The 16,233-nt window shown below is 45.3% G+C and carries 29 protein-coding genes; all 29 read right to left on the bottom strand.

What is annotated here, in order from left to right:
* Positions 1 to 243, bottom strand: coding sequence for a 50S ribosomal protein L31 (rpmE, locus tag RMX69_RS12155; RefSeq protein WP_251955662.1), 243 nt, complete (start codon positions 241 to 243; stop codon positions 1 to 3).
* Between the two features lie 147 nt (positions 244 to 390).
* The gene (gene rpsI / locus RMX69_RS12150; protein WP_104906415.1) at positions 391 to 807 is read right to left on the bottom strand and encodes a 30S ribosomal protein S9; all 417 of its coding nucleotides are present in this window, start codon (positions 805 to 807) and stop codon (positions 391 to 393) included.
* Positions 807 to 1,268 carry a 50S ribosomal protein L13 gene (rplM, locus tag RMX69_RS12145; RefSeq protein WP_114081992.1) on the bottom strand — a complete coding sequence of 154 codons (462 nt, stop codon included), beginning with the start codon at positions 1,266 to 1,268 and terminating at the stop codon, positions 807 to 809. The genes rpsI and rplM overlap by 1 nt, the downstream gene beginning before the upstream one ends.
* Positions 1,269 to 1,390: 122 nt before the next feature.
* Positions 1,391 to 2,239: a tRNA pseudouridine(38-40) synthase TruA gene (truA, locus tag RMX69_RS12140; protein ID WP_322637663.1), complete on the bottom strand. Its 849-nt coding sequence runs from the start codon at positions 2,237 to 2,239 to the stop codon at positions 1,391 to 1,393.
* Positions 2,240 to 2,356: 117 nt separating this feature from the next.
* Positions 2,357 to 2,707: a 50S ribosomal protein L17 gene (gene rplQ, locus RMX69_RS12135; RefSeq protein ID WP_100901254.1), complete on the bottom strand. Its 351-nt coding sequence runs from the start codon at positions 2,705 to 2,707 to the stop codon at positions 2,357 to 2,359.
* Between the two features lie 31 nt (positions 2,708 to 2,738).
* Entirely contained in the window at positions 2,739 to 3,686 is a 948-nt protein-coding gene (locus RMX69_RS12130) for a DNA-directed RNA polymerase subunit alpha (protein ID WP_292774906.1), read from the bottom strand.
* 393 nt (positions 3,687 to 4,079) lie between these two features.
* Positions 4,080 to 4,475 (bottom strand): 30S ribosomal protein S11, encoded by a 396-nt coding sequence (gene rpsK / locus RMX69_RS12125; RefSeq protein WP_012410703.1) that lies wholly within the window; start codon positions 4,473 to 4,475, stop codon positions 4,080 to 4,082.
* Positions 4,476 to 4,529: 54 nt separating this feature from the next.
* Positions 4,530 to 4,910, bottom strand: coding sequence for a 30S ribosomal protein S13 (gene rpsM, locus RMX69_RS12120; RefSeq protein ID WP_104906411.1), 381 nt, complete (start codon positions 4,908 to 4,910; stop codon positions 4,530 to 4,532).
* Positions 4,911 to 5,025: 115 nt separating this feature from the next.
* Positions 5,026 to 5,139 (bottom strand): 50S ribosomal protein L36, encoded by a 114-nt coding sequence (gene rpmJ / locus RMX69_RS12115; protein WP_015129703.1) that lies wholly within the window; start codon positions 5,137 to 5,139, stop codon positions 5,026 to 5,028.
* A 118-nt stretch (positions 5,140 to 5,257) separates the two neighbouring features.
* The gene (gene infA / locus RMX69_RS12110; protein WP_006276978.1) at positions 5,258 to 5,482 is read right to left on the bottom strand and encodes a translation initiation factor IF-1; all 225 of its coding nucleotides are present in this window, start codon (positions 5,480 to 5,482) and stop codon (positions 5,258 to 5,260) included.
* A 175-nt stretch (positions 5,483 to 5,657) separates the two neighbouring features.
* Positions 5,658 to 6,212 (bottom strand): adenylate kinase, encoded by a 555-nt coding sequence (locus RMX69_RS12105; RefSeq protein WP_289799265.1) that lies wholly within the window; start codon positions 6,210 to 6,212, stop codon positions 5,658 to 5,660.
* 2 nt (positions 6,213 to 6,214) lie between these two features.
* Positions 6,215 to 7,525: a preprotein translocase subunit SecY gene (secY, locus tag RMX69_RS12100; RefSeq protein ID WP_289799264.1), complete on the bottom strand. Its 1,311-nt coding sequence runs from the start codon at positions 7,523 to 7,525 to the stop codon at positions 6,215 to 6,217.
* A 74-nt stretch (positions 7,526 to 7,599) separates the two neighbouring features.
* On the bottom strand, positions 7,600 to 8,043 hold the full coding sequence (rplO, locus tag RMX69_RS12095; protein ID WP_289799263.1) for a 50S ribosomal protein L15: 444 nt from the start codon (positions 8,041 to 8,043) through the stop codon (positions 7,600 to 7,602).
* Between the two features lie 103 nt (positions 8,044 to 8,146).
* Positions 8,147 to 8,674, bottom strand: coding sequence for a 30S ribosomal protein S5 (rpsE, locus tag RMX69_RS12090; protein WP_190891248.1), 528 nt, complete (start codon positions 8,672 to 8,674; stop codon positions 8,147 to 8,149).
* Between the two features lie 93 nt (positions 8,675 to 8,767).
* Positions 8,768 to 9,130 (bottom strand): 50S ribosomal protein L18, encoded by a 363-nt coding sequence (gene rplR, locus RMX69_RS12085; RefSeq protein WP_094349098.1) that lies wholly within the window; start codon positions 9,128 to 9,130, stop codon positions 8,768 to 8,770.
* Positions 9,131 to 9,132: 2 nt separating this feature from the next.
* Positions 9,133 to 9,681 carry a 50S ribosomal protein L6 gene (gene rplF, locus RMX69_RS12080; protein ID WP_163927942.1) on the bottom strand — a complete coding sequence of 183 codons (549 nt, stop codon included), beginning with the start codon at positions 9,679 to 9,681 and terminating at the stop codon, positions 9,133 to 9,135.
* Between the two features lie 72 nt (positions 9,682 to 9,753).
* On the bottom strand, positions 9,754 to 10,155 hold the full coding sequence (rpsH, locus tag RMX69_RS12075; RefSeq protein ID WP_094349096.1) for a 30S ribosomal protein S8: 402 nt from the start codon (positions 10,153 to 10,155) through the stop codon (positions 9,754 to 9,756).
* Positions 10,156 to 10,175: 20 nt separating this feature from the next.
* Positions 10,176 to 10,724: a 50S ribosomal protein L5 gene (gene rplE / locus RMX69_RS12070; protein WP_094349095.1), complete on the bottom strand. Its 549-nt coding sequence runs from the start codon at positions 10,722 to 10,724 to the stop codon at positions 10,176 to 10,178.
* A 116-nt stretch (positions 10,725 to 10,840) separates the two neighbouring features.
* Entirely contained in the window at positions 10,841 to 11,194 is a 354-nt protein-coding gene (gene rplX, locus RMX69_RS12065; RefSeq protein WP_069070771.1) for a 50S ribosomal protein L24, read from the bottom strand.
* Complete coding sequence (gene rplN, locus RMX69_RS12060) at positions 11,194 to 11,562, bottom strand: 50S ribosomal protein L14 (protein ID WP_069070772.1); 369 nt, start codon at positions 11,560 to 11,562, stop codon at positions 11,194 to 11,196. Before rplN ends, rplX begins: the two co-directional genes overlap by 1 nt.
* Positions 11,563 to 11,608: 46 nt before the next feature.
* Positions 11,609 to 11,857 carry a 30S ribosomal protein S17 gene (rpsQ, locus tag RMX69_RS12055; RefSeq protein ID WP_094349093.1) on the bottom strand — a complete coding sequence of 83 codons (249 nt, stop codon included), beginning with the start codon at positions 11,855 to 11,857 and terminating at the stop codon, positions 11,609 to 11,611.
* Positions 11,858 to 11,863: 6 nt separating this feature from the next.
* A complete protein-coding gene (gene rpmC / locus RMX69_RS12050) occupies positions 11,864 to 12,091 on the bottom strand; it encodes a 50S ribosomal protein L29 (RefSeq protein ID WP_289799262.1) in 228 nt (75 codons plus the stop codon).
* A gap of 3 nt (positions 12,092 to 12,094) precedes the next feature.
* Entirely contained in the window at positions 12,095 to 12,520 is a 426-nt protein-coding gene (rplP, locus tag RMX69_RS12045) for a 50S ribosomal protein L16 (RefSeq protein WP_012410718.1), read from the bottom strand.
* An 87-nt stretch (positions 12,521 to 12,607) separates the two neighbouring features.
* Positions 12,608 to 13,390, bottom strand: a complete 783-nt coding sequence (gene rpsC, locus RMX69_RS12040) for a 30S ribosomal protein S3 (protein WP_069070776.1) — start codon at positions 13,388 to 13,390, stop codon at positions 12,608 to 12,610.
* A gap of 53 nt (positions 13,391 to 13,443) precedes the next feature.
* The gene (gene rplV, locus RMX69_RS12035; RefSeq protein ID WP_069070777.1) at positions 13,444 to 13,800 is read right to left on the bottom strand and encodes a 50S ribosomal protein L22; all 357 of its coding nucleotides are present in this window, start codon (positions 13,798 to 13,800) and stop codon (positions 13,444 to 13,446) included.
* A gap of 93 nt (positions 13,801 to 13,893) precedes the next feature.
* A complete protein-coding gene (rpsS, locus tag RMX69_RS12030) occupies positions 13,894 to 14,172 on the bottom strand; it encodes a 30S ribosomal protein S19 (RefSeq protein WP_012410721.1) in 279 nt (92 codons plus the stop codon).
* A 108-nt stretch (positions 14,173 to 14,280) separates the two neighbouring features.
* On the bottom strand, positions 14,281 to 15,144 hold the full coding sequence (gene rplB / locus RMX69_RS12025; RefSeq protein WP_289799261.1) for a 50S ribosomal protein L2: 864 nt from the start codon (positions 15,142 to 15,144) through the stop codon (positions 14,281 to 14,283).
* Positions 15,145 to 15,243: 99 nt separating this feature from the next.
* A complete protein-coding gene (locus tag RMX69_RS12020; protein WP_069070779.1) occupies positions 15,244 to 15,558 on the bottom strand; it encodes a 50S ribosomal protein L23 in 315 nt (104 codons plus the stop codon).
* Positions 15,551 to 16,189, bottom strand: coding sequence for a 50S ribosomal protein L4 (rplD, locus tag RMX69_RS12015; protein WP_289800116.1), 639 nt, complete (start codon positions 16,187 to 16,189; stop codon positions 15,551 to 15,553). Before rplD ends, RMX69_RS12020 begins: the two co-directional genes overlap by 8 nt.
* Positions 16,190 to 16,233 lie beyond the last annotated feature (44 nt).

The following is a 16,233-nucleotide window of genomic DNA, read 5'->3' as shown; positions in this document are numbered from 1 at the left end:
CTACTTTTTGTCTTGTTCGTCGCCAGATGTTTGAGTGCTGCTCATACCGTACTTGCGGAGGAAGCGCTCTACTCGACCTTCAGTGTCAATAATCTTCTGAGTGCCAGTGTAAAAGGGGTGATTTCCAGACCAAACATCTACGTGCAATTCTGGCTTGGTAGAGCCAATGGTCATAACGACTTGACCGTTGCAGTAAACTTTAGCATCTGGATACCACTGGGGGTGAATATCAGCTTTAGCCATTGTTCTTTTTGTGATGAATCTATATAAATTATAACTTTCAGGTTTCAATTGGAGCTAGGAGAAGGGAGAAGGGAACAGTTTACAGTTAACAGAAAACTATCACCTGTCCCCTGTAACCTATCACCTTCTTCACCAATGCCCAATTCCCTAACGCTTAGAGTATTGAGGTGCTTTCCGAGCTTTGTGTAAACCATATTTCTTCCGCTCTTTTGCTCTGGGATCGCGAGTCAAGTAACCTTCGGTTTTCAAAGGTGGGCGGTTGTCTGGGTCGAGTTGGCACAAAGCACGAGCAACTCCCAAGCGAACAGAATCAGCCTGTCCGGTCAAGCCGCCGCCTTCTGCTTTCACCAAAATGTCATACTCGTTTTCTAATCCCAGAGTTTCTAGGGGTGCTTTAATCACTCCCAGGTAGTTGGGGTTGAATTGGAAATACAAGGTTCCATCTTTACCGTTCACAATCAGTTGACCGGTGCCTGGAACCAAGCGTACCCGTGCTACCGCATTCTTACGGCGGCCAGTACCCCAGTATACGGCGCGACCGCTATTAGCATCTGCTACTACCATTAATTTTCTTCTCCAGGAATTGTATTAACTTTTAGTTCTTTAGGTTTTTGAGCATCATGGGGATGCGTAGGCCCAGCATAAACTTTCAGCTTGGTGAACAACTGCTTACCCAAGCTATTTTTAGGTAGCATACCTTTAACAGCTTGTTCTAAAATTCGCTCTGGTATGCGGTCTTGCAGTTTAGCGAAAGTTTCCGTTTTCATTCCACCAGGGCGACCAGAATGGCGGCGGTAAAGCTTTTGAGTGCGCTTTTTGCCTGTGACTGCTACTTTCTCGGCATTGATGACGATTACGAAGTCACCTGTATCTAGATGAGGTGTATATTCGGGTTTCTTTTTGCCTCTCAATACCTGGGCGATTTCGCTGGCGAGGCGACCGAGGCGTTTGTCGGTGGCATCTACTATGTACCACTCACGCTCAAGGGTTGCTTGAGAAGGAAGGTATGTTTTAACTGTTGTCATTTGTCATTTGTCCTTTGTCATTTTTAATTTGTCATTAGTCATTTGTCTTTTGTCATTTGTTATTTGTCCTTTGTCCTTTGTCAGTTGTCCTTAGTTATTCACTAATGACTAATGACCAATGACTACTGACCAATGACTAATGACTCTTGACTAGTGACGAACTTTGGCAAGGTGTCGTACCAAATCTCTTTTGGAAAGGGAAAATCGGGATAGCCGACTCGCAACAAACACAAGCCTTGAGGCGGTGCGGCGTATTTGACTTCTTCCCGGCGTTCTTCTTTCCAGAGTTCGGTGAAGCTAGAAAGTGTTCGTTGTCCAGAACCTACTTCTACCAGCATCCCTACCAACAGCCGTACCATGCCATACAAAAATCCATCTGCCTGTATTTCAATATGGATAAATGGCCCACTGCGACGACACTCTGCTGCTTGTACCTCTACCCAGGAATGCGATCGCTTTGAGCCTGCACGGTGAAAAGCAGCTAAGTGATGCTTTCCCAAGAGAGGTTTCAAGGCAGCTTGGATTAAAGATTCATCCAGGGGTGCATAATAATAATGCCAACTGAAGGGTCTTACAAACAAGTTAAGCCGATCTTCAGTATATATTGTGTAGCGATACCGTCGATAGGCTGCACTAAAGCGAGCGTGCCAACGGTTATCGACACCAGCTGAAGCCCTGATTAATATATCTGGCGGCAGGTAGCTGTTGAGGATTGTTGCCCACTTGTGAGGCGGAATAAAACCTGTTGCTTCAAAATGGGCTACTTGAGCAGCAGCGTGAACTCCAGAATCGGTTCGCCCAGCTCCATGCAGTGTTACATGATACCCAAGAATAGTAGCGATCGCAATTTCAATCTCTTCTTGGACTGTCCGGTGTTGTTTTTGCCGTTGCCAGCCATGAAAATGAGTGCCTAGGTATTGGATTACCAAGGCTACTCGATGAGTTTGTGTAGGCTGGTGGCTTTCTAACATACAGATTTTGTCCTTTGTCATTTGTTTTTTGTCATTTGTCCTTTGTCACTTGTCCTTTGTTATTCACCGATGACCAATGACTAATGACTAATAACTAATAACCAATGACTAAATGACTTAAACCAATTCAATTATTGCCATTTTTGCATTATCGCCCCGACGCGGTACGGTATGCAGGATGCGGGTATAACCGCCCTGGCGATCGCCATATCGAGTAGGAGCTTGCTCAAATAGAGCGTGAACCAGTTGTTTGTCGAAGATATAGCCAAGAGCTTCCCGACGTGCTGCCAAGGAGCCATTTTTGGCTAGGGTAATCATTTTTTCCACTTCACTTCTGAGAACTTTCGCTCTAATTAAAGTGGTGGTGATCTTACCATGACGGATCAACTCGGTGGCGAGCGATCGCAGTAAAGCACGGCGTTGATCGGCTGGTTTACTGAGTTTTTTGACGCGACAACGGTGACGCATAATTATGCACTATGAATTATGAAGGTTTTTCTTAAGGGTGTTTAGAGCCTCTTTCCATTGGCAGGGTAATGCCCAAGCGTCGCTGCAAAGCTTCCACAACTTCTTCTGCTGACTTCTGCCCAAAGTTCTTAATTTCTAAGAGGTCTTCTTGGGTATAATCCAGCAAATCTGCCACAGAGTTAACTTGTGCCCGTTTGAGACAGTTATATGCCCGCACAGAAAGTTGCAACTCTTCGATGGGTATCTGAGCAGTTGGATCGTCTGGAATATCCGAACCTGTGTCTGTTGGTTCTAGGGAGATGTCTTTCAACGGATTGAATAAATCTACCAAGATTGCGGCAGCAGAAGATAGTGCTTCTTGAGGGGAAATACTGCCATTTGTCCAAACTTCCAACAGTAGTCGGTCTTTTGGAATCAAGCCTTCCCCACGAGATTCTTCAACACTGTAGTTGACTTTTCGCACCGGCATAAATATTGAGTCGATTTGCAGAAAATCCAACGATGTGGCTTCCTCACGTCCTCGCTCTACAGTGCGATAGCCTTTGCCTTTCTCGATCCGAAATTCCATTTCTAGCTTTCCACCCTCAGCGATGGTGGCTACATACTGGGTCGGATCGATGACTTCTACTTCACTGGGCAAATCAAAATGCGCCGCAGTGATTGTTGTTGGACCGGTAACGAGTAATCTCCCAATCTGAGGCTGCGAAGAATAGTTTTTGAGGATAACTTCCTTCATTCTCATGAGGATTTCCAGCACATCTTCCCGCACGCCCGGAACTGTAGCAAACTCGTGTGAAACGCCCGCAATCCGCACTGCTGTAACTGCTGTACCTTCTAAATTAGACAGTAAAACCCGCCGCAGTGCGTTGCCAACAGTTGTTCCTTGACCGCGTTCTAGAGGTTCCAATACAAATTTACTGTAATGGTTCCGACTTTCTTCGGTATTCGACTCTACACATTCAATTTGAAACTGCGCCACGGATGAGCCTCCCTTTTTCTAAGGTGCTGCTAGCAGACAAATCAATTGCCTCCAGAATTGATTGCCAATTTTCGATTTTGGACTTTGGATTTTGGATTGTGCTTCTTTGGTTCATGCTCCGCCTCTGATTGGCGCAACAAATCTTAAATCATCAACTTAAAATCCACGAGGCCCAGCACCCTTATAATCGGGTTCAATCTAAAATCGCAAATCTAAAATCCAAAATTGATTAATAATATTTTTGGTAGCCGGAAGTTTAACAGCTTTCCCGGCGGGAAAATCTGACGCGCTTCTGGTTGCCCAAGCTTTGACTCAATAACAGTTTGCACGTTAGACGCTCAAGCGGTCATTGCTGGCTGTAACTTTTCGTCCTCACTGCCCAAGTCTTGGTGTTTAAACTCGACGGCGCTTGGGCGGACGACAACCATTGTGAGGAATCGGGGTAATATCCCGAATCAGGGTAATTTCCAGTCCTGCTCCTTGAAGTGCCCGGATAGCGGTTTCTCTACCTGCTCCTGGCCCACTGACCATTACCTCAATTTGGCGCATTCCTTGATCGATAGCGCGACGGGCTGCACTTTCAGCAGCGGTTTGCGCTGCAAAGGGAGTTCCCTTTTTTGCTCCCTTAAAACCGCTAGAACCAGCACTGGCCCAGGAGATGACATCTCCATTTTGATCGGTAATGGTGACAATGCTATTGTTGAAAGTAGACTGGATGTAGGCCATTCCACTGGGTACATTCCGTTTCTGCTTCTTGCTCCCGGATTTTTTAGTTGGTTGTCTCGCCATACTTGTTTAGTTGATTTAAGGTAAAACTTGCTCGGATTAGCAAGCGTTGCAAAATTATTTCCCTGGAGCCTTCTTCTTCCCAGCCACTGTCTGCCTTCTGCCTCGACGGGTTCTGGCATTGGTGCGAGTTCTTTGGCCTCTGACTGGTAAGCCCATGCGATGACGACGACCTCTGTAGGTACCAATGTCAACTAAGCGCTTGATGTTCAAAGACTCCAAGCGCCGCAAGTCGCCTTCTACTTGATAGTTGGTTTCTATTTCCCCTCGTAGGGCTGTCACATCGGCATCACTTAAGTCTTTAACGCGGGTGTCTGGGTTCACACCAGTAGCCGCTATAATTTCTTGAGAGCGTGATAAACCAATTCCGTAGATGTAAGTTAGACCGATCTCGACGCGCTTATCGCGTGGAAGGTCTACTCCGGCAATACGTGCCACAATGAACTCTCCCTATTGTTCTCGCAATTACTGTTGGTTGGAAAAACGTGACTAATCGCGTCTTTTCGTTTTAATGATGATGTGCGTGTTACAACTCACTCTGTTGGTAAGAGTTTTATCCTTGACGTTGCTTGTGTTTCGGGTTCACGCAGATCACCATAACGCGACCACGACGTTTGATCACGTTACACTTTTCACAAATTTTCTTGACTGAGGCTCTAACTTTCATGGCCTTTTATTTTTTGACTCCAAATATAAAATTATAGCATTTATAGGAAAATTAATCCAGTTAAATGACTAGTAAACAGTCAAAAAAATGGTTTTATGGTAAAATTCTCTACATACACTTACTTCTTTCGTAGTCGATAAGTAATTCTGCCTTTGGTCAAGTCGTAGGGTGTTAACTCCACCTTGACGCGATCGCCGGGCAAAATCTTGATATAATTTCGGCGAATCTTGCCGGAAATGTGTGCTAGCACGTTAAAACCATTGTCCAAGTCAACGCGAAACATCGCATTGGGCAATGACTCTGTAACCGTGCCTTCCATTTCAATCAAATCTTGCTTAGACAATTTGTTTTTTCCTCAACTCAACAATTCGGTGTTCAGTTGCAGCGCTTCATCTGCAAAGAAACACATTTTAAGAAATATATCAACAGTTTATTAATATATCTTAGCTAAAATTGATCTTTTTCTTGGGAGTGTGGTTGGGGAGTAGGGAATTATGTACTCTCTATTCCCCTTCTTTTCACGAAGCGATTACCTTTTGTAGTTCACCAGTGACATCTTCTTGGGACTGATTGCCATTGACTGTTAGGAGTTTTTTGCGATCGCCGTAATAATCAATTAAAGGTGCAGTTTCAGCACGATACACTTCTAAACGACGACGAATTACCTCTTCAGTATCATCTTTTCGTCCTCTAGCTAGCAAACGTGCAATTACAATTTCATCTGGTGCATCTAAATTGACTACCCTTTCGCCACCTTGATGTATTGCTTCCAGTAACTTCTCCAAAAAAGCTGCTTGGGTCACTTTCCGGGGAAATCCATCCAGAATCCAACCATTTTTGGCATCTGGTTGATCGAGGCGCTCCTGTACCAAGTCCTGCACTAGCTGGTCGGGTACTAACTCGCCGCTATCAACATAACTTTGAGCTTTGATTCCTAAAGGAGTCTGCTCTTTCATAGCTTGTCTTAATATTTCACCCGTAGAAATATGGGGAATATTCAAGTGTTCAGCCAAAGTTTGAGCTTGTGTTCCTTTACCCGCTCCAGGTGGCCCCAAGAAGATTAATCGCGTCACTATTATTTCACCATTCCTTCATAGCGCTGAGATATGACATAAGTTTGGACTTGTTTGGCTGTCTCAATTGCCACACCAACTAAAATTAACAAAGAGGTAGCACCTATCCCCTGGAAAGTTTTCACATTCAAAGCACTTTCCACGGCTGTGGGGATAATCGCAACAAAGCCCAAAAAGATCGCACCCAAAAAAGTGAGTCGGTTGGAAACGCGTTCGATATACTCGCTAGTTGCCTTGCCGGGACGAATTCCAGGAATACTAGAACCCATTTTTTTCAAGTTCTGCGCCACGTCTACTGGGTTGAGAATCAACGAAGAATAGAAGTAGCTGAAGAAAACTATGGAAACCATGTAGACCAAGGCATAGACCCAGGAGCTAGAACCGCCTGGACTCAAATAAGTGTTAACTATATTCGCCAATTCGGCATTTTTAGTAAAATTGGCGATCAGCAGTGGCAAGCTGAGGATGGCAGCAGCAAAAATAATTGGCATTACGCCGCCTTGATTTAGCCGCAGAGGGAGATAGCTACGTTGCTCTGCCAAAACTCTCCGACCTACTTGGCGACGAGCCGAAATAATTGGGATGCGGCGCATTCCTTCTTGAACAATCACAATACCAACAATTGTTGCTAGGAAAACTAAGATCAGCACGATCACCCGACCTACTGTTTCCCGACCGCCGACTTGCACCAAGTCGATGGTGTCACCCAAAGCTTTTGGTAATGATGCAACAATATTGACAAAAATCAACAAGGATGCACCGTTTCCAATACCCCGTTCTGTAATTAGTTCTGATGCCCACATAACGAACATTGAACCAGCAGTCAGAGCGATCGCAGTTTCAGCGACAAATATGGGACCTGGGTTTAAGGCAAATTGCTGGAGGAATAATGCCGAAAAAGCTGTACTTTGAAGAATTGCCCAAACTACAGTTACATATCGGGTAATTTGCGATATTTTTCGCCGACCGGCTTCCCCTTCATTTTTCTGTAAATTTTCTAAAGATGGAATGGCCGCCGTGAGCAATTGGATGATAATAGACGCATTAATGAAGGGCAAAATTCCTAAAGCAAAGACTCCCAAAGTCGAAAGTCCTCGCCCGGAAAATATATCCAGTAAGCCAAATATGGAATTACTGCCCGATATGGCTTCGGCAAATCTTGGTCTATCAATCCCTGGAACGGGTAAGAAAATACCCAGGCGAACCAAAATTAAGATACCGACGGTGACAAGCAGCCTACCTCTTAGCCCGGCTGCCTGCGCCATCTGCATAAAAGTTTCTTGAGCCGTTGGGGCTTTATCTCGACTGATCATAGAGTGCTACCTTTATAGTGAACCAAGCACTGGCAGCGAGTTGGCTTGCATTTAAGTGCGCTGTTCCGGCTCACTCATAAGACTTCACAACTACCACCAGCTGCCTCAATTTTGCTACGCGCTGAACCTGTGAAAGCTGCCGCTTGTACCTTGAGCGGGATGCTCAATTCCCCGTTACCTAGAACTTTCAGTGGCCCCTTGACAGCAGTCAGGATACCTGCGGCTTTCAATGAGGTCAAAGTTACTTCCGTATTCGCGGGAAGGGAGGCTAGCTTCTCTACATTAATCGTAGTGTAAATCCTCTGATTAATAATCGGAAAGCCCTTCAGCTTAGGTAAGCGGCGGTACAATGGCTGTTGACCACCTTCAAAACCTGGTCGGGTACCACTACCAGAACGAGATTTTTGACCCCGCATACCTAAACCAGCACTAGCGCCTTGTCCGGCAGAAATACCTCTAGCTACACGGCGCTTGCGTTTTTTTGAGCCTTTTTGCGGCTTAACATCATGGAGTCTCATAATTTATCAAGTTCTCATTTGTCGTTTGTCATTTGTCGTTTGTCATTTGTCATTTGTCCTTTGTTATTCACTAATGACTCATGACCAATGACTAATGACTAAATTAGATGTAGAGATTTTGAATAGGAATACCGCGATCTTCGGCGACTTCAGCAAGGGTACGCAGTGTAGATAAGGCATTAACTGCGGCTCTAGCATTATTGAGCGGATTGTTGGAGCCTAGTTGCTTGGCTAAAACGTTACGAACTCCTGCTAATTCCAACACAGTTCGCACAGCACCACCCGCAATTACCCCAGTACCAGGTGCGGCTGGACGCATAATCACTTTTGCACCACCACCGACACCATCAATGGGATGGGGGATGGAGTTGGATTTGGTGATTGGGATATCAATGAGGTGTTTTTTGCCGTCGGCTACGCCTTTTTTGACGGCACCTATTACATCTGAAGCTTTGCCTACTCCAACTCCAACCTGACCGCGTTCGTTACCAACGACAACAATCGCTCGGAAGCTGAGTTTTTTACCACCTTTGACCACTTTACTTACGCGGCGGATTTGGATAACCCGCTCTTGCCAAGTGGTTTCTTCTTTTTTGGCACGCTTTGTTCTACTTTTACGCTCTGTTGCCATAATTTATGCTCTGGTGAACGTCATTTGTCAGTTGTCATTTGTCATTTGTCCTTTGTCATTTGTCCAATAACTAATGACTAATGACTAATGACTTTAGAAATCTAAACCAGCTTCGCGTGCTGCATCAGCTAATGCTTTGACACGACCATGATATAAGTTACCACCGCGATCGAAGACTACTTTGGTAATGCCTTTTTCTAGCGATCGCACTGCGATCAACTTACCAACTTGTACCGATGCATCGCGGTTTGCACATGACGCTAAACTAGATTTCAACTCTGGTTCTACAGTCGATGCAGCCACGATGGTTTGATGCTGAGTATCATCAATCAGCTGGGCATAAATATGCTCATTAGAACGAAATACCGCTAAACGCGGACGTTCTGGGGAGCCAATCACTTTGCCACGAACGCGTCGATGACGACGGTTTTTTGATTCTCTACGAGTAAGTTTCATTTCTACTTCTTACCACCCTTACCAGTCTTACCAGCTTTCCGTCTGACCACTTCACCGGCATAGCGAATGCCTTTACCTTTGTAAGGTTCTGGTGGACGAACGGCACGAATCTTGGCGGCTGTGTTACCGACGATTTCTTTGTCATAGCCGCTAACAATGACGTTAGTGGTACCTTCTACGGCAAACTGAATTCCATCTGGTGGTTCAATTTGCACTTGATGGCTGTAACCCATATTCAAAACTAGGTTACGCCCTTGAAGTTGTGCCCTGTAACCAACACCTTGAATTTCCAAACGGCGCTGAAAACCTTGGGAAACTCCCTCGACCATGTTGGCAACTAAAGTGCGGCTCAAGCCGTGCAATTGCTTCGATGTCCGAGTTTCATCCCGACGATTTACGTGTAATATTTCCCCCTCTTGAGAGAGTGAGACATTATCTCTGAGAGTGCGAGAAAGTTCTCCTTTCGGGCCTTTCACCACAATATTCGTACCATCGATCGCCACTTGAACTTTGGCGGGAATAGTAATTGGACGTTTACCAATACGTGACATGACTTTTTGTCCTTTGTTATTTGTCCTTTGTCCTTTGTCTTTCACTAATGACAAATGACTAATGACCAATGACTACCAAACGTAACAAAGTACTTCGCCACCCAAGTTCTGACGCCGCGCTTCGCGGTCAGTCATAATGCCACTGGATGTAGAAATAATGGCAATGCCAATGCCGCCTAGTACTCTTGGTAATTCTTTTCGATTTGAATAAACACGCAAGCCAGGCTTACTCACTCGCTTTAAGGCGGTGATTAGAGGCTGACGGTTTTTTCCCTTGTATTTCAGGGAAATCACCAGATTGCGTTTTACCCCTTCTTCTGCTTCTTCGATTTCAGCAATAAAGCCTTCCTCCCGTAGCACTTTGGCAATGCTCCGGGTCAATTTTGTAGCTGGCACTTGTGTAGTTTGATGCCGCGCCAGGTTGGCATTGCGGATGCGCGTCAGCATATCTGCAATTGTGTCGTTAGCCGCCATCGTTCCCTCTATAGATGAACTTACTGATCGCGAAAGGGCATTCCTAATTCTTTAAGTAAGGCGCGTCCCTCTTCGTCGTTTTTTGCTGTAGTGATAATGGAAATATCCATCCCACGCACTTGATCGATGCTGTCGTATTCGACTTCTGGAAAAATTAGCTGTTCTCTTACACCCAAAGTGTAGTTACCGCGTCCGTCAAAGCTTTTAGGGCTAACGCCGCGAAAATCTCGAATTCTGGGTAATGACAGGCTAACTAACCGATCGAAAAAGGCATACATCCGTTCGGCTCTGAGTGTCACCATGATCCCCACAGGCATACCTTGACGAATCTTAAAGCCAGCGATCGCCTTTTTCGCCCTTGTCACCACTGGTTTTTGACCTGTTACCAGGGCAATTTCGTTGATGGATGCCTCTAGAGACTTCGCATTTTGAGCTGCTTCACCCAAACCCCGGTTAATCGTAACCTTTACCAACTTCGGTACTTGATGAACGTTGGTATATTGAAACTGATTAATCAGTTTGGGGACGATTGTCTCTTGATATAAGGTTTTGAGTCTTGTTGTCGGCATAGTTTTTTGTCCTGATATCCCTGGGCTTGGTCAGGGAACAAAGTTATGAGTTATGAGTTATGAGTTATGAGTTATGAGTTAAATTTAATTCTTAACTCTTAATTCCTAACTTCTAACTATTTATCCAGAATTTCGCCAGTTTTCTTGAGTTTTCTGACCTTTTTGCCTTCTGAGGTAAAGGTGTAACCAACACGACTGGCAACGTTTTGCTTGGTGGAATAAAGCATCACGTTGGAGCTATGAATTGGGAATTCTTGGGTAATAATTCGCCCTGATTCCCCTTCTTGCTGGGGTTTAACGTGCTTGGTTTTGATGTTGACACCTTTGACGATAACTTTACTCAGTTGGGGAAGTGCCTGAGTAATTTCGCCAACTTTTCCTTTGTCTTTACCAGCAATCACTTGTACGGTGTCGCCGGTTTTGACGTGCATTTTGTGGAATACTTTGGGCGTACCCTGTTTGGTTGCCATTAAAGCACCTCCGGAGCCAGAGAAACAATTTTAGTAAAGTTTTTATCGCGCAGTTCCCGTGCAACTGGGCCAAAAACCCGTGTGCCTCTGGGATTACCGTCTTTGTTGATGATCACAGCGGCGTTATCATCAAAGCGAATGCTCATACCACTGTCACGACTTACAGCTTTCCGAGTCCGAACAATTACTGCTTCTACAACATCAGACTTTTTTACAGCCATGTTGGGTGTAGCATCTTTAACAACTGCGATAATTTTATCGCCGATAAAACCATAACGACGGTTGCCTCCGCCTAAGATGCGGATACACATTAGTTTGCGGGCGCCGCTATTATCTGCGACATTCAGGTAAGTCTGGGGTTGAATCACAATTATTCTCCCTTGTAATGTTGTTAGCTTCTAACAACGATGAGGTTTAAGTAGGCTTGACGTTCAGGACTTCTGTGATTTTCCAGCGCTTGGTTTTACTCAGGGGTCTAGTTTCCTGAATGCGAACGCGATCGCCTACTTTACACTGATTTTCTTCGTCGTGAACTTTATATCGTTGGGTGTTAACCACAATCTTGCCGTACTTGGGGTGAGGAGCGCGGTTTTCTATGGCGACTACCACAGTTTTTTGCATTTTATCGCTCACTACCAAGCCAACTCGTTCTTTAACTGCCATAATCTCCTACTTTGCTTCTTTAGCCGATTGACTTGCTGCCCGTTTGCGTTCTGTTTCTAGCGTCAGCAATTGGGCTAGGCGGTGGCGCAATTGTCGGAACTGATGGGGCTTTTCTAGTTGTCTGGTGGCTTTTTGCAAGCGCAATTGAAATAGTTGTCTTTTGATCGCGACAATTTCATCAGAGAGCTTCTCGTCGCTTAATTCTCTAGCTTCTGAAATTTTGGGAAGAGGCATAAGCTACTCCTGCTCCTGTGGTTGAGAGCGCACAATAAACTTAGTTTTGATGGGCAGTTTAAATGAAGCCAAACGCATCGCTTCACGAGCGATTTCTTCAGAAACTCCACCAATTTCAAACAAAATTCGTCCTGGCTTGACTACAGCTACCCAAAATTCTGGATTACCTTTACCGGAACCCATCCGGGTTTCAGCAGGACGCATGGTTACAGGTTTATCAGGGAAAATCCGAATCCAGATTTGTCCACCCCGACGAATATAACGAGTCATTGCCCGACGGGAAGCCTCGATTTGACGTGAGGTAATCCAAGCAGGTTCTTGTGCTTGGAGTGCAAAATCACCGAAGTTGAGGGTACTACCACGGGTGGCTAGTCCTTCCATCCGTCCCCGCTGTTGTTTGCGGAATTTAGTTCTTCTAGGGCTTAACATGGTTGGTCACTTGTCATTTGTCATTTATCATTTGTCATTTATCATTTGTCATTTACTAATGACTAATGACTAATAACTAATGACGATTTATCCTTCATTTGAGCGGTCTTCAAATTGCTGGCGACGACGTTGTTGTTGACGGCGACGGGGTTCACGTTCGCGATCACGTGGGTCACGTTCGCGATCGCGGCTTGCTGGTGGTAGCGGTTCTGGTTCCTGTCCAGGAATAATTTCTCCCTTAAACACCCATACTTTGATACCCAAAATGCCGTAAACAGTTTTTGCTGTGCAATAAGAGTAGTCAATGTCAGCCCGTAAAGTATGTAAAGGTACTCTACCTTCACGAGTCCACTCTGTCCGGGCAATTTCTGCACCGTTGAGGCGACCGCTAACTTGGATTTTAATACCTTGGACACCAGCACGTTGGGCACGTTGAATAGATTGCCGCACTACCCGCCGAAAGGAAACCCGACGTTCCAATTGTTGAGCAATGTATTCAGCAATTAGGTAGGCATCAGCATCAACTCGTTGAACTTCAACTACATTGATCCGAATTTGACGATTACTACCCAACAATCCTTGGAGTCCGGTACGTAACGATTCAATACCTTGTCCACCACGACCTACTACTACCCCAGGTCTAGCTGTCCGTACTTCTAAGTCGATTTGGTCGGCTTTCCGCTCAATCCGTACTTCGGAAATTCCGGCGTTGTTTTGAGCCTGTCTACCCAGCTTTTGTTCTATATATTGACGCAGTTTGTAATCTTCTTGTAGAAGTTCTGGATAACGATCAGGAACAGCAAACCAACGGGATTGATGTTCATGTGTAATACCCAGACGAAAACCAACTGGATGAATCTTCTGTCCCACGAATGCTTCCTCTAAAATTTCTTACTTTACGCAATTTATTCGTGTAAACGTGCTTATTTTTCTGGGGCGGCTGCAACGGCCACAGTAATATGACACGTCGGCTTGCGAATTTGGTAAGCTCGACCTTGCGCTCTTGGTTGGAACCGCTTCAACGGCGGCCCTTGATCGGCATAAGCCTGAGTAATCACTAGTTGGGTCCGATCTAACCCAGCGTTGTGTTCGGCATTGGCAGCAGCGCTTCTGAGAACCTTCAAAATGGGTTCAGTGGCGCGATAGGGCATGAATTCCAGGATGATTAACGCTTCTCGGTAAGATCGCCCGCGGATTTGATCGAGTACCCGACGCACTTTATAGGCCGAGATGCGGATAAAACGAGCGATCGCTTTTACTTCAGTAGTATTAGTAGCCATAATTTTCTCCAATTTTATCTTTCGTCCTTTGTCCTTTGTCCTTTGTCGAAAGCTAATAACTAATGACCAATGACTATGACAAATGACTAATAACTACCTACCCGCTTTTTTGTCGCTTTTTCCATGACCCCTGTAGGTGCGTGTTGGGGCAAATTCACCCAATTTGTGTCCTACCATCTGTTCATTTACAAAAACTGGAACGTGTTGGCGTCCGTTGTGAACAGCGATAGTATGACCTACCATTAGAGGCAAAATTGTCGAAGCTCTTGACCAAGTTTTAATAACTTCTTTTCTGTTGTTGTCGTTGAGCTTTTCAATTTTCTTTAAGAGATGATCCGCAACGAAAGGACCTTTTTTTAGAGAACGACCCATAGTTCAATTTTGGCTTTAGGATTTAGGAATTAGGAGTGAGGAGTTAGGAGTGAGGAGTTAATAAGTTTAGATTCAACTCATAACTCATAACTCATAACTTCTAACTCTTTAAGATTCACGACCACCGCGACCGCGTTTAGAAGACTTACGACGACGACGCACAATCAACTTGCTGCTAAGTTTCTTGCGATTGCGTGTCTTCGCACCCAATGTGGGTTTACCCCAAGGTGTAACAGGCCCCGATCTACCGATAGGCGCTCTACCTTCACCACCACCATGTGGGTGATCCACTGGGTTCATGACGCTACCTCTAACCTTAGGACGGCGACCTTTCCAGCGATTTCGTCCGGCTTTACCTGCACTCAGGTTTCTTGCATCGGTGTTGCCTACTTGCCCAATGGTGGCGTAGCACTCACGTCGAATCAAGCGGACTTCTCCTGAAGGCAACTTGAGAGTTACATAATTACCTTCTTTTGCCACGACTTGGGCGCTAGCACCAGCAGCACGTACAATTTGACCACCTTTACCAGGGGTAAATTCTACGTTGTGAACACTAGTACCTAAAGGAATCTTTGAGAGCGGTAAGGCATTACCATCTTCAAAGGGAGCTTCTGGCCCAGAAATAATTATTGTTCCAACTTTCAACCCGTTGGGGTGAAGGATGTACCGTTTTTCCCCATCTTGGTAATACAAAAGGGCAATCCGGGCATTGCGGTTAGGATCATATTCAATTGCTGCGACTTTTGCCGGAATATTATGTTTATCCCTTTTAAAATCGATGATCCGATAAAGCTGTTTATGTCCGCCACCCCGGCGACGACTAGTAATCCGTCCGTGATTATTCCGACCTTTAGCGCGATGCTTCGAGGTTGTTAGGGATTTTTCTGGCTCGGTTCTGGTAATTTCCGCAAAGTCAGAGATTGTAACTTGGCGAGTGCTGGGGGTATAAGGGCGATAAGAACGGGTACCCATATTTTTAAGTGCTGAGTGCTAAGTGCTGAGTTTGAAATTTTGAGTGCTGAGTTTTGAGCGTAGTAACTCCTAACTCTTAACTCCTAACTCCTAACTTTTTTAGACTTCTGGGAATAGAACTTGTCTAATCTTGTCTTCATCCCCAGGTGCGACGGTGACGATCGCTCGCTTATATTGGGGCTTATAACCAATAAATTTACCAACGCGCCGCTTTTTACGCGGTGGTAGGGTGGTGTTGACTTTTACAACCTTGACCTGAAATAAATCTTCGATCGCAGCCTTAATTTCTGGCTTTGATGCCTTGGGAATTACTTCAAAGGTGTACTTGTTTTGCTCCATCAAGATGGTCGCTTTCTCGGTGACGATTGGGCGACGTACTAAGTCGGCAAGGTCGCGGGGGTCAAAGCTAGGCACTGTAGACCTCCTGAATTTTTTCTAGGGCTGATGCCGTAACTACAATTTTGTCAGCGTGCAGTAAATCAAAAACATTTAGCTGGTCGGCTGCAATTAGTTTTAAATTTTCAATGTTGCGGGCTGATAAATAAACGTTATCTGTATCCGCAATTTCAGACAAAATTAACAGTGCCTTGCTTTCTGGTACTATTCCCCAACGGGCAAGTGCTGCCACTAATTCTTTAGTCTTCGGGCGAGATAGCTCGGTGCTAAATTCTTCTACTACGATCAAGTCGTCAATACGACCGACAAATGCTGTCCGCAGTGCTAAACGTCGCTCTTTCCGGTTCAACTTCAGGTCGAAATCTCTAGGCTTTGGCCCAAAGATCACACCACCACCACGCCACAATGGTGAACGAATAGACCCTGCACGAGCGCGACCAGTACCTTTTTGCCGCCAAGGTTTACGGCCACCACCTCTGACTTCAGCACGAGTTTTTGTGCTGGCATTTCCTTGACGAGCATTAGTCAATTGCCGTACTAAGGCGCGGTGCACAATATGAGACGCTGTTCCTTCTTTGGCAACACGCAACTCGAAGGTCGTTTCGCCGACCTGTTCTCCTTGCCAATTTTTAACTACGCTTTCAACCATCTTTGTTATCTGTCCTTTGTCCTTTGTCATTTGTCATTGGTCTT

The sequence above is a fragment of the Nostoc sp. EspVER01 genome (assembly GCF_034530635.1).
Taxonomy (GTDB): Bacteria; Cyanobacteriota; Cyanobacteriia; order Cyanobacteriales; family Nostocaceae; genus Nostoc.
Note: the sequence above shows the minus strand (reverse complement) of the source record. Positions and strands in the feature narration are given on the sequence as shown.